The following is a 12,769-nucleotide window of genomic DNA, read 5'->3' on the forward strand; positions in this document are numbered from 1 at the left end:
AAATATATACATTTTAAACAAAAAAAGGTTTAATGTATGGATTTTAACAAATTGGCTGAAAATTACGGAACTCCACTTTATGTTTATGATTTTAATTATATTACTGATAGATTTTTAGAATTAAAAGAGGCTTTTAAAGCTAGAAAATCAATAATTTTTTATGCAGTGAAAGCAAATTCAAATCTTTCTGTTTTGAAGCACTTAAAAGATTTAGGAGCAGGTTGTGATTGTGTTTCTATTGGAGAGGTTAAAAGAGCCCTTTATGTTGGTATTGCTAAATACAAAATCATATTCTCAGGAGTTGGTAAAAGAGATGATGAGATAAGAGAAGCACTTTTAAGTGATATTTTGATGATTAATCTTGAAAGTTATGAAGAGATGCAAAGGGTTGAAGAGATTGCAAAAGAGCTTGGATTAACTGCTAGAATTAGCGTGAGAGTAAACCCAAATATAGACCCAAAAACTCATCCATACATTTCAACAGGTCTTCATGAAAATAAATTTGGAGTAGATTTGGATACAGCTAAGAGAATTTATCTTAAAGCAAAAAATTCAGAATACTTAGATCCAATTGGAATTCATTTTCATATTGGTTCTCAAATAACAGAAATTGAGCCATTTAAAGATGCTTCAAAGGTTGTTAGTGATTTAGTTAGAAATTTAAAAGCACTTAATATAGATTTGAAATTTTTTGATGTAGGTGGTGGAATTGGGATTGATTATAATGGTGAAAAGACTATAAAACCTTATGATTATGCTCAAGTGATTTTAGAAAATTTAGCAGGACTTGATGTTACTTTGACTTGTGAGCCTGGAAGATTTTTGGTTGGAAATGCAGGATATTTTTTAACAAAAGTTTTATATGAAAAAAGAAATGGCAACAAAAGATTTGTTATTGTAGATGGTGCTATGAATGATCTTTTAAGACCTGCTCTTTATGGCGCATTTCATGGTGTTGAGCTTTTAAATGCACAAAATAGAGAGGTAGATGAAACTTCTTGTGATGTAGTTGGCCCAGTTTGTGAAAGTGGGGATTTTTTTATAAAAGATATAAAATTACCTAAAACAAAGCATGATGATTTAATAGTAATTAAAAGTGCTGGGGCTTATGGATTTACAATGAGTAGTAATTATAATACAAGACCAAGAGTTGCTGAAATTGCTTATGTTGATGGCAAATACAAACTTATTCGACAAAGAGAAAGCTTTGAAGATATGATTTCAAGAGAGAGCACATTTGTACAATGAAGTATTTTATAGATGTTCAAGGTACACTAATCAGTGATAGTGATAAAAAGCCAATCGATGGAGCAATAGATTTCATTAACAATTTAAATAAAAAAGATATTCCTTACCTTGTTGTAACTAATAACACTAAAAAAAGAAGTGAAGATTTTTATAAATTTTTGATTGATTTAGGCTTTGAAATTCCAAAAGAGAATTATCTTGATCCATTTATGGTTTTACAAAAATTTCTATATGTAAAGAAAATAGCATGCTTTGGAGGAGATGATTTTAAAAGTGTTATAAAATCTTTGGGATATGAAATCGACTTTGAAAATCCTGAAGCCATTCTTGTTACAAGTTCTAAAGATTTTAGAAGTGATGATTTTGCTTTGATGATTGATTTGGTTTTAAATGGCTCAAAGCTTATTGGGATGCATGCTACTAGCATTTATGCAAAGGATGATAAAAGATATCCTGGAGTTGGAGCTATTATGAAAATGCTATCTTATGCAACTGGCAGTGATTATACGATTATAGGTAAACCAAGTAAAGCTTTTTATGAAGAGGGATTAAGTTTACTTGGAGCGAATGGATTTGATGAAATAGAAATGATTAGTGATGATGCTGTTGGGGATTTATGTGGTATAAAAGAGCTTGGAGCTAAAACTACTTTGGTATTAAGTGGAAAATGTAAAAGTGAAAAAGAAGTTCTACATGTAAAAGACAATATTGATAGAATAGTACCAAATATAGGAAAACTAAATGGATAATTTAGATATTTTAAGAAAAAATATAGATGAGATAGATAATAAAATATTAAAGCTTTTAAATGAGAGAATGAAGTTTGTTGATGCCGTTGGAAAGTATAAGCAAACAACAGGAACATCTATATATAGACCTGAGCGTGAAAAAGAGATACTTGATAGATTAAAGTCTTTAAACAATGGAAAGTTAAATGAAAAAGCAATAGATGCTATATTTCTAGAAGTATTTGCAGTAAGTAGAAATCTAGAGATGCCTGAAAAAATTGTCTATTTGGGACCTGAAGGAAGCTATACTCACCAAGTAGCAGAGAGTAGATTTGGGGCTATGGGTAATTATATAGCTTTAAATTCTATTGAAGCTGTTTTTAATGTACTAGAAAACAAAGAAGCAAAATACGGAGTTGTTCCTATAGAAAACAACACAGAAGGTGCAGTAGGAATCACACTTGATTGTCTTGGGAAATTTAACTCTTTAATTGTGGCTGAGATTTATATGGACATTCATCACTCTTTTGCAACTAAGTGTGAAAATTTAAAAGATATAAAAAAGATTTATTCTCACCCTCAAGGCTACAATCAGTGTAGAAAGTTTTTAGAAGAGCATATGCTAATGGATGTTGAGTTTATCCCTACAAAATCAACTGCAGCTTCAGCAAAATTGGCTGCAAATGAGCCAAATAGTGCTTCTATATGTTCTCACATTGCAGCAAAGTTATATAATGTTCCAATCATGTTTGAAAAAATAGAAGACAATATGGCAAACAGAACAAGATTTTTGATTTTAAGTGATTTTAAAAATAAGCCTGGTTTGCAAAACAAAACTTCAATCTTGGCTAAAACCCAAAATAGACCAGGAGGCCTTGTTAAATTTTTGCAAACCTTTGAGAACGAAAAGGTAAATATTACCAAGATTGAATCAAGACCAGTAAAAGATAGTGGATTTGAAGCTGTATTTTATCTTGATTTTGAAGGTCATATAGATGATGAAAATGTTAAAAGAGTTTTAAAGGCAAATGAAGGTGTAAATGATATCAAATGGCTAGGAAGCTATGTAAAGGCAGGAGAATAAATGAAATTTAATAAAAATTTAGATGGTTTAAAGACTTATGAAGCTGGAAAACCAATAGAACTTGTAGTAAGAGAGTTTGGTATAGAAAGTAAAGATGTTATAAAATTAGCAAGTAATGAAAATCCAAGAGGATGCAGTCCTAAAGTTTTAGAAGCTTTGAAAAATGAGGTTAATAAAGTACATTTATATCCTGATGATAGTATGTTTGAATTAAAAGAAGGCTTAGCAAAAAGATTTGAAGTAGCTAGTGAAAATATCATAATTGGAGCAGGAAGTGACCAAGTTATAGATTTTGCAATAAAAGCAAAAGCAAATGAAAATAATGCAATTTTAATGGCAAGAACAACATTTGCAATGTATGAGATATATGGAAGACAAGCAGGTACAAAAATTTTAAAAACACCTTCTCACACTCATAACTTAGATGAATTATTGAAAATGTATAAAGAAAACAGTGATGTAGCTGTTGTTTTTCTTTGTTTGCCAAATAATCCACTAGGAGAGTGTTTAGATACAAAAGATGTATATGATTTTATAAGTAAAATCGATGAAGATACATTAGTTGTAGTTGATGGTGCTTATCAGGAGTATGCAAGATACAAGGATGAAAATAAAAAAATAGATGCAAAAGATTTAATTACTAAGTTTCCAAATGTTCTTTATCTAGGAACTTTTTCTAAAGCTTATGGACTTGGAGGTCTTAGGTGTGGATATGGGATAGCAAACAGTGAAATCATAAAGGCACTTCATAAACTAAGAGCTCCATTTAATATCACAACTCTAAGTTTAAAAGCAGGAATTGAAGCACTAAAAGATGAAGAATTTGTGCAAAATTGCATAGCTGAAAATTTTGAAGAAATGAAACGCTATGAAGAGTTTGTAAAAGATAATGGTTTTGATTTTATACCAAGTTTTACAAATTTTATCACTCTTAAGTATGATGATGATAAAAATTCTTCACAAATTTCACAAAAGCTTATGAAAAAAGGTATAATTGTGAGAGATTTAAGCTCATATGGAATGAATGCCATAAGAGTAACAATTGGTACACCAGAACAAAATAGTAGATTTTTTAATGTATATAAGACTTTATAAGGGCATAAATGGATTTTAAAACTCTTTTAGATCAAATTGCAACTCTTTTTCAAAACTTTACACTTCGCCAAAAAATAGTAGCTTTAGTATCTATATTAGTAGTAGTTGGATTTATAGTATTTTTAGTTTTATTTAGAAGCAATGATTCTATATTGGCTAACGGTTATAGTATTCTTTTTGAAAAAACAAATCCAGGTGATTCAGCACTCATTATACAACAGCTAGAAAAAGATGGAGTTCCTTATAAAGTTATAAATGAAGGTACAATTGCAGTTCCATCAGATATGGTATATAAACAAAGAATCGCAATTGCAGCTCTAGGAATTCCAAAAGATAGTAAAGTTGGATTTGAGATATTTGATAAAAATGAGTTTGGTGCAACTGATTTTGAACAAAAAATAAAATATTTACGAGCATTAGAGGGTGAATTAGCAAGAACTATTGAAGGATTGATGCCAATAGAAAATGCAAGTGTGCATATAGCAATTCCTAAAGAGACTGTTTTTGCTCAAGATAAGCTTCCAGCAACTGCTTCTATAGTTATAAATATTAAACGAGGAATGAAGCTTACATTAAAACAAATTACAGGAATCAAAAACTTAGTAGCATCTTCAGTTACAAATTTATCTAGTGAAAATGTTTCAATAGTTGATCAAGATGGGATTCCATTAGGTGATGATGATACGCTAGCTTATGAAGGTGAACTGGTTAAATCACAAATAAAATATAAAAAAGATTATGAAAGAGATATTGAAGATAAAATAATCAATGTATTAGCACCTGTAATCGGTGGAGTTGATAAAGTTGTTGCAAAAGTTACAATTGATTTTGATTTTTCTAGAGAAGAAAGTACTAGTGAAGTATATGATCCAAACTCAGTGCCAAGAAGTGAACAAACTGTTGATGAAAAAAGAGAGGGTTCAAAGCCAAGTGATGTTGGAGGAGTACCAGGAGCTGTTAGTAACATTGGCCCTGTTCAAGGATTGGGTGATAATAAAACAAGTGAAAAATATGAAAAAAGTACATCAACAACAAATTATGAAATTTCAAAAAAAGTAACAAATGTAAAAGGAACTTTTGCAAAAATCAAAAGATTAACAGCAGCAGTCGTAGTTGATGGTAATTATGAGAGTGAAAAAGATGCAAATGGAAATGAAACAGGTAAGTTAAAATATGTTCCTTTAACTCAAGAACAATTAAATTCTATAAATGAAATTGTAAAAAAGACTGTTGGTTTTAATTTGGATAGAGGTGATGAGGTAACAGTAAGCAATTTTGAGTTCAAACCTTTGCAAAAAGATGGAACAAAGGCTCCAACTCAAACTATTATCGATAAGATTGCATACTATTCGGCTCCACTTATACCAATTATCAAATATTTAATAGCAGCTATTTTATTGTTTGTTTTCTACAAAAAAGTTATTGTTCCATTTAGTGTTAAAATGATTGAACATACAGAAGAAGAACTTAATGTTGATGATATACAAATGGAAGAAGATGACGATGATAGTGCAGAAGATACTTTAGAAAAATTCAAAAAAGCTCGCCAAAAAGTAGAAGAACAACTAGGTATTCATAATGATTTTAATGAAGAAGAATTAAAATATGAGGTCTTATTGGAAAAATTAAAAACAATTGCAGATGAAAAAAGTGAAGAAATGGCTGGGCTTATTCAAACTATGATAAGAAATGAAAGTGAATACGATTTTAGTTCAAAAAATACATCAAATGAAGAATAGATAAAAGGTATAGTATGAAATTAAGTGATGCACAAAAGATACAATTTGATGAATTAACAATGGCAGAAAAAGTTGCTATTCTTCTAATACAATTAGGTGAAGATACTACTACTAACCTTTTTTCACATATGGATATAGATGCAGTAACAGATATTTCAAAACATATAGCAACTGTTAAAAATATAGATAAAGCAGTTGCAAATGCAGTACTAGAAGAGTTTTATGCAATACTCCAATCAAACCAATATATAAGAAGTGGAGGTTTAGAGTATGCTAAAGAGATTTTATATAGAACTTTTGGGCCAGATGCTGCTCAAAAGATACTTGATAAACTAGCTAAAACAATGGAAAATACACAAAGTTTTGGTTATCTATCTCAAATCAAGCCTCAACAATTAGCTGATTTTATTGTAACAGAGCATCCTCAAACTGTAGCTTTGATTTTAGCTCATATGGACCCAAGTAGTGCAGCTGAAACTATATCATTTTTTCCAGATGAATTAAAAAGCGAAGTAACAATTCGTATGGCTAATTTAGGAGATATTTCACCTTCTGTTGTAAAAAGAGTTTCTGCTGTTTTAGAAAATAAATTAGAATCATTAACTTCATATAAAGTTGAAGTAGGAGGGCCAAGAGCTGTTGCAGAAATTTTAAATAGACTAGGGCAAAAAGCTTCTAAAACTACGATTTCTTACATTGAACAAACTGATGAAGAATTAGCTGCTATTATTAAAGATATGATGTTTACTTTTGAAGATATTATGAAACTTGATAATACAGGTATCAGAGAGATACTTAAAGTTGCAGATAAAAAAGATTTGATGGTTGCCCTAAAGGGTGCAGCTGAAGAGTTAAGAAATAAATTTTTGGAAAATATGTCACAGCGTGCAAGCGAAGCATTTTTAGAAGAGATGAGCTTTTTAGGAGCAGTAAGAGTTAAAGATGTTGAAGAAGCACAAAGAAAAATTGTCGAAGAAGTGCAAAAACTAGCTGAGCAAGGTGTACTACAAATCGGTGAAGCTGAAGAGATGATTGAGTAATGAAAAATATAAAAATATGTGATTCATTTCTTTTTCATTGGGAGATAATTAATTGAAAACTATTATTGAGACAAATGAAGTGAAAGAACATATGATTGAACCATATAGATTTAAAGTTCTAGGTGGAGCAAAACTGGTTGAAACATCAGAAGAAGATGTTGTAGACAACAGTAATATAGAACAAGAAGTAGTTCCAATAGAGCAAGAAGTAATCAAACAAGAAAATGATAATAAATTTGTTGAAGAGCTTCTAAAAAAAAGTGATGAGCTTTCATCAAATCTAATAAAACTTCAAATGCAAATAGAAAAACAAGAATCAGAGTTTGAAAGAAGATTGCAAAGTGAATTAGAAAGAGAGAGACAAAGCTCTTATGAAAATGGCTATAATAAAGCAAAAGAAGAATTAGAAGTTAGTATAAAAGAGATTAAAGATAAGTATTTGAACTCATTCAAAAAATTAGAAGAAGAATCAAAAAAACAAGAAAATTTTTTGAAAAAGCTTGAGGAAGAATTATCCTCAGTTGCAATTGAAGTGGCAAAAGAAGTTATAGCAAAAGAGGTAAAAGAATCAAGTGCAAGTATTGCAAAAGAGTTATCAAAAGTTTTAATGGAAGAACTTAAGGATGCTAAAAAAATAAAATTAAAAGTAAATCCAAAAGATTTTGAAGATATAAAATCTGTATACTCAGATATCGAACATATTAGCGTTAATAGTGATAGTGCTATAAGCGAAGGTGGTGTTGTTGTTTTGAGTGATGTTGGAAATTTAGATGGAAATATAAAGACAAGATTAGAAAAAGTAAAAAATTTGATAGATAATGGTTGAGATATGATAGAAGTAAAAGGTAAGTCAATAGAAGAATTAAAAGATATATGTGTAAGTTTAAGAGAGAAAATTTTAAAGACAGTAAGTAAAAATGGTGGACATTTAAGTAGTAATGTAGGTGCAGTTGAGCTTATAGTGGCTATGCATTATGTATTTGATGTAAAAAATGATCCATTTATTTTTGATGTTTCTCACCAGTCATATGCACATAAGTTATTAACTGATAGATGGGACAGATTTGATTCATTAAGAACATTTGGAGGCATTAGTGGATATACAAAACCAAGTGAGTCAAAATATGATTATTTTATAGCAGGACATAGCTCAACTTCAATTTCACTAGCACTAGGTGCAGCAAAAGCTATAAAATTAAAAAAAGAGAGTGAAAAAAGAGTGCCAGTTGCACTAATTGGAGATGGCTCTATGAGTGCGGGAATGGCTTTTGAAGCTCTTAATGAACTAGGAGACATAAAACTTCCAGTTGTTATTATTTTAAATGATAACAAAATGAGTATTGCAAAACCAATTGGTGCAATTAGTAAGTTTTTATCACATAAAATTGCTGGTGATTTGTTTCAAAAAGCTAAAAAAACAACTGAACAAATTTTACAATATTTGCCAGAAAGTGCTACTTATATGGCTAAAAAATTTGAAGAGAGCTTAAAATTAATCACTCCTGGAATGCTCTTTGAAGAGCTTGGAATTGATTATATTGGTCCTGTAGATGGACATGATGTAGAAGATTTGATAAAAGCTTTTGAACTAGCAAAAAAATTAAAAAAACCAGTAATTGTTTATGCGCAAACTATCAAAGGCAAAGGCTATGAAAAAGCTGAGGGATATGAGGAAAATTGGCATGGAGTAGGACCTTTTGATATTGATAGTGGTAAACTTTTAAAAAGTGGTGGAAAAAAGAGTGCAACCTCAGTTTTCAGTGATGCTTTATCAAAGATAGCTCATAAACATAAAAATGTTGTAGGAGTAACAGCTGCAATGCCTAGCGGAACAGGAATTTCTAGGCTTATGAAAGAATTTCCAGATAGATTTTGGGATGTTGCAATCGCTGAACAACATGCAGTAACATCAATGGCAGCTATGGCTAAAGAAGGTTTTAAACCATTTGTTACAATTTATTCTACATTTTTACAAAGAGGTTATGACCAAGTTATTCATGATGTTTGTATATCAAACTTAAATGTAGTATTTGCAATGGATAGAGCAGGAATTGTTGGAGAAGATGGAGAAACTCATCAAGGTGCATTTGATATATCTTATCTAAGTGCAATTCCAAATATGACTATTTTTGCCCCAAGAGATAATGCAAGTATGTACAGAGCCGTCGAATATGCATATGAACATCGAGGACCTTGTGCGATACGCTATCCAAGGGGAGCATTTTATGATTGTGATGGGGCAGAAGATATTCCTTTTGAGTTAGGAAAAGCTCAACTACTAAAAGAAGGAAAAGATAAAATATTAATAATTGGCTATGGTAATGGTGTAGGAAAATCATTAGAAGTTGCAAAGATTTTAGAAGAAAACAGTTTAGATGCTGGAGTTTTGGATCTTAGATTTATAAAGCCAATTGATATTGAGATGTTAAACAAATTGTCTTTAAAATATAATAGTTGGTATATTATTAGTGATAGTGCAAAAATTGGTGGCGTAGGATCAAGTATAACTTGTGTAAAAAATGATTTGAGTTTAGATAACGTTAAAGTTATAAGTTTTGAATACGAAGATAAATTTATTGAACATGGAAATACAAAATTAGTTGAAGAGAGTTTAGGTATACTACCTGAGCAAATAGCAAAAAAAATTATAGAAAGAGAAAAATGATATGAAATACATAGAAGTACTAAAATCAGCTGGATTAAAAGCAACTCCACAAAGAGTAGCAGTTTTAAAAGAGTTAGATAAAAAAACACATCCAACAATGGATGAAATGTATGAAAATATAAAAAAAGACAACCCTTCTATTTCACTAGCAACGGTTTATAAAAATGTAAATGTATTAAGAGATTCTGGTCTTGTTATTGAGATAAATATACCTAGTAAAAAAATGAGGTATGATTATCTTTCAAAGCCCCACATTCATATTGTTTGTTCAGGCTGTGGACATGTAGAAGATTTAGATTATGATAAAAATTTATTTGATTACCAAGTAAAATTAGAAAAAAGCAAGAATATTCAGTTAGATAGGTTAGATGTTATAGCTTCAACTAGTGAGTGTAGGTTTTGTAAGTAAGCCCAATATTAGGGCTTACTTAGTTATATTATAATTCTTCAGCGTGTTTTGCTAAGTATTCAGCAACTCCACTTGAATCAGGTTTCATTGCTTCATCACCTTTTTGCCATCCTGCTGGACATACTTCACCATGCTCATCAGTAAATTGCTGTGCATCGATCATTCTTAACATTTCATCAACATTTCTTCCTAGAGGTAAGTCATTGATAACTGCATGTCTTACGATTCCATTTGCATCAATTAAAAATGATCCACGAAGTGCAACAGCATCATTTAGTAGTACATCATAGTCTCTTGCGATACTTTTTGTTAAATCAGCTACAAGTGGGAAATTGATTCTTCCAATTCCACCTTGCTCTACTGGTGTTTCTCTCCATGCAAAGTGAGAAAATTGAGAGTCTACTGAAACACCTATTACATTTACTCCACGACTTTGAAATTCTTCATATCTATGTGAAAATGCAATAATTTCAGAAGGGCATACAAAAGTAAAGTCTAATGGATAGAAAAATACAACTGTACCTTTTTTTCCAAAGTTTTCACTCAACTTAAAATCTTCAACAATTTGACCGTCTGCTAAAACAGCAGTTGCAGTAAAATCTGGTGCTGGGTTTGTTACTAACATATTCGTTCCTTTTAAACAATAATTTTTATTAATAAGGAATTATAACCAATAAATGATTAGAGTAACTTTAAAGTGACGATAATTTATCACAAGTATATAGTAAGTAGCCAAGGTCATGTTACTTGGCTACATGTAGAAGTAAATCAAGTTCTAAATTGATCTAGTTTATTTTTAAGACTTTCTGTCATTTTATTCATATGCTCAGCAGCACTTGCAATTTCTTCAACACTTCTTGCATTTTGTGTTGAGTATTCATTGATTTTAGAAATTTGCTCAGTAATTTCGCTGATATTTTCTTGAGTTTCTTGATAACCTTTTGTTGTAACTTCAGAAGTTTTAGTTGCAGCAAAATTTATAACCTCTGCCATTGATTCTATATTTTCTTCAACTTCTGTTGTAGAGTTGCTTAGTTCTTCAATTTTTTTAGAATTTCTATTCATTTGATCACTTGCATCCATAATTGATTGTACTATTACATTAATGGTAGCGTTTATTTCAACTAAACTTTTTTGAGTTCTCTCGGCTAGTTTTCTAACTTCATCTGCAACAACTGCAAATCCTCTTCCATGTTCACCCGCCCTTGCTGCTTCAATTGCAGCGTTTAGTGCAAGTAAATTTGTTTGATCAGCAATATCACTAATTACAGTTAATACCTCTTTTACCTGTTCAGCATCACTACTAAGTTGTTGAATCTTACTAGCTAATTCTACTTCTGTTGAAGCACTATTTTGTATTTCATTTGTAAGTTGAATAATCTTAGAGTTTGTTTCTTTCATTTTTTCATTAACTTTTTCAAGCTCTTCTTTTGCTTTTTGAGCTTCTCTTACTGAAATATTTAATTTTTCTTGCATTTCATTTGCTGTTTCTTCTGCATTTTGAGTTGCATTTGAAGATTCTTCTACAAGTTTTCCCACCTCTAGTGATGTGCTTGAAAGCTCATGTGCTATTGAAGAGTTTTCATTTGAAAGATTTTTTGCATCTTCTATAATGGTTCTTACCTTCTCTATAAAATTATTTATTTCACTACTTGCTCTTGCAACTTCATCCTTTCCTATAACAGGTAGTTTTTTTGTTAAATCTCCATTGCCACTAGATAAATCTTTTGCTCTTTCAATCAAACCATCAAGTGGTTTTGCTATGAATTTTACTGAAACAATCCAAGTAATTAGCATAATTATTAGAGTAAATATTGCTGAAGCTATTATGAGGTTTGTTCTTAGCTTTGTATTTGCTTTTTCAAAATCACCAAGATTTGCTTCAGATACAACCAGCCAGTTCCAATCAGGATAAATATCAAATTGATAAGCTTTGTCAACTCCATTTTTTTGAACTTCTAAATAGCCTTTTTTCATCTTAATTATTTGTTTTATAGTTTCATCATCTACAGTTTTTCCAGCTTTAGTTTTGTGGATTGCATATTCTTTAGTTTTTAAATCAATTGTATAGAAAAATCCATTTTCGCCAATTTTCATTTCATATACTTTTTCGGCAAGAGATTTAAGACCTTGCGTGAAATCGTAACCTATAAATAAAATACCAATTACATTTTCATCCATATCTAGTATTGGTGAGTAAACTGTTACATAATCTTTTCCAAAAAGTTTTGCATTTCCAATATATTTTTTCTTTTCCATAATAGGTTTATAAGCAGGTGATTTTTTCCCAAGATATGTTCCCATAGCCCTTGTGCCATCTTCTTTTAGAAGTGATGTAGAAATCCTGACAAAATCATCTCCATCTCTTGCAAAAACAGTAGCCACACTTCCTGTTAAATCTTTAAATTTTTCAACTTCGCCAAATTTATTATTAAGTGGTCTTCCTCCTGTTGCTAAAAGAGGAGTTTTAACTCCATTTACATCAATTCTTTCTTCAGGGTCAATATAAAAGCTTCCAAAGCTTTCTTGGAAAATTTTAAATAGTTTTACAGCACTATCTTCAAGTGCACCGTTGTAAGTTTCTAGAGTATGAATCATACTCATTTCATTTGTTTGAAGTTTTTCTTTTGTGTCTTCTTTTATGTAATTACTTATATAATTACTATTGTATGTAATTAGACCAAGCATTGCAAGAATAACAACTATAACTTGGATATATGTTACTTTTTTTGTTATTGAATTAAACACACTAATCTCCTTT

11 protein-coding genes are annotated in these 12,769 nt (G+C 30.4%); 9 read left to right on the forward strand and 2 right to left on the reverse strand.

Translation table 11 applies throughout. From position 1 onward, the window contains the following. Window positions 1-36: 36 nt before the first annotated feature. Genes lysA through ACKGJI_RS01515 form a run of 9 tightly spaced genes read left to right on the forward strand, consistent with a single transcriptional unit; the run spans window position 37 to window position 10,008 of the window. Window positions 37-1,248 carry a diaminopimelate decarboxylase gene (lysA, locus tag ACKGJI_RS01475; protein WP_458700789.1) on the forward strand — a complete coding sequence of 404 codons (1,212 nt, stop codon included), beginning with the start codon at window positions 37-39 and terminating at the stop codon, window positions 1,246-1,248. Then, window positions 1,245-1,997 carry an HAD-IIA family hydrolase gene (locus tag ACKGJI_RS01480; protein ID WP_458700790.1) on the forward strand — a complete coding sequence of 251 codons (753 nt, stop codon included), beginning with the start codon at window positions 1,245-1,247 and terminating at the stop codon, window positions 1,995-1,997. Before lysA ends, ACKGJI_RS01480 begins: the two co-directional genes overlap by 4 nt. Then, window positions 1,990-3,060 carry a prephenate dehydratase gene (pheA, locus tag ACKGJI_RS01485; RefSeq protein WP_458700791.1) on the forward strand — a complete coding sequence of 357 codons (1,071 nt, stop codon included), beginning with the start codon at window positions 1,990-1,992 and terminating at the stop codon, window positions 3,058-3,060. Before ACKGJI_RS01480 ends, pheA begins: the two co-directional genes overlap by 8 nt. After that, window positions 3,061-4,155, forward strand: coding sequence for a histidinol-phosphate transaminase (hisC, locus tag ACKGJI_RS01490; protein WP_458700792.1), 1,095 nt, complete (start codon window positions 3,061-3,063; stop codon window positions 4,153-4,155). Window positions 4,156-4,163: 8 nt separating this feature from the next. Next, window positions 4,164-5,894 carry a flagellar basal-body MS-ring/collar protein FliF gene (gene fliF, locus ACKGJI_RS01495; RefSeq protein ID WP_458700793.1) on the forward strand — a complete coding sequence of 577 codons (1,731 nt, stop codon included), beginning with the start codon at window positions 4,164-4,166 and terminating at the stop codon, window positions 5,892-5,894. A gap of 14 nt (window positions 5,895-5,908) precedes the next feature. Beyond that, the gene (gene fliG, locus ACKGJI_RS01500) at window positions 5,909-6,934 is read left to right on the forward strand and encodes a flagellar motor switch protein FliG (protein ID WP_458700794.1); all 1,026 of its coding nucleotides are present in this window, start codon (window positions 5,909-5,911) and stop codon (window positions 6,932-6,934) included. A 52-nt stretch (window positions 6,935-6,986) separates the two neighbouring features. Beyond that, entirely contained in the window at window positions 6,987-7,760 is a 774-nt protein-coding gene (gene fliH / locus ACKGJI_RS01505) for a flagellar assembly protein FliH (RefSeq protein ID WP_458700795.1), read from the forward strand. Window positions 7,761-7,763: 3 nt separating this feature from the next. Continuing rightward, window positions 7,764-9,599: a 1-deoxy-D-xylulose-5-phosphate synthase gene (dxs, locus tag ACKGJI_RS01510; protein WP_458700796.1), complete on the forward strand. Its 1,836-nt coding sequence runs from the start codon at window positions 7,764-7,766 to the stop codon at window positions 9,597-9,599. A gap of 1 nt (window position 9,600) precedes the next feature. After that, complete coding sequence (locus ACKGJI_RS01515) at window positions 9,601-10,008, forward strand: Fur family transcriptional regulator (RefSeq protein WP_458700797.1); 408 nt, start codon at window positions 9,601-9,603, stop codon at window positions 10,006-10,008. 28 nt (window positions 10,009-10,036) lie between these two features. On the opposite strand, the gene ACKGJI_RS01520 is transcribed toward ACKGJI_RS01515, so the two are convergent. Next, window positions 10,037-10,633, reverse strand: a complete 597-nt coding sequence (locus ACKGJI_RS01520; protein WP_458700798.1) for a redoxin domain-containing protein — start codon at window positions 10,631-10,633, stop codon at window positions 10,037-10,039. Window positions 10,634-10,776: 143 nt separating this feature from the next. Continuing rightward, window positions 10,777-12,756: a methyl-accepting chemotaxis protein gene (locus ACKGJI_RS01525; RefSeq protein ID WP_458700799.1), complete on the reverse strand. Its 1,980-nt coding sequence runs from the start codon at window positions 12,754-12,756 to the stop codon at window positions 10,777-10,779. Window positions 12,757-12,769: the final 13 nt, after the last annotated feature.

The organism is Sulfurospirillum sp. 1307, assembly GCF_054408545.1.

Coding starts and splice junctions, on each gene's coding strand:
- ACKGJI_RS01515 (WP_458700797.1), top strand. CDS start 9,601: ATGAAATACATAGAAGTACTAAAATCAGCTGGATTAAAAGCAACTCCA.
- lysA (WP_458700789.1), top strand. CDS start 37: ATGGATTTTAACAAATTGGCTGAAAATTACGGAACTCCACTTTATGTT.
- fliG (WP_458700794.1), top strand. CDS start 5,909: ATGAAATTAAGTGATGCACAAAAGATACAATTTGATGAATTAACAATG.
- ACKGJI_RS01480 (WP_458700790.1), top strand. CDS start 1,245: ATGAAGTATTTTATAGATGTTCAAGGTACACTAATCAGTGATAGTGAT.
- dxs (WP_458700796.1), top strand. CDS start 7,764: ATGATAGAAGTAAAAGGTAAGTCAATAGAAGAATTAAAAGATATATGT.
- pheA (WP_458700791.1), top strand. CDS start 1,990: ATGGATAATTTAGATATTTTAAGAAAAAATATAGATGAGATAGATAAT.
- hisC (WP_458700792.1), top strand. CDS start 3,061: ATGAAATTTAATAAAAATTTAGATGGTTTAAAGACTTATGAAGCTGGA.
- ACKGJI_RS01520 (WP_458700798.1), bottom strand. CDS start 10,633: ATGTTAGTAACAAACCCAGCACCAGATTTTACTGCAACTGCTGTTTTA.
- fliF (WP_458700793.1), top strand. CDS start 4,164: ATGGATTTTAAAACTCTTTTAGATCAAATTGCAACTCTTTTTCAAAAC.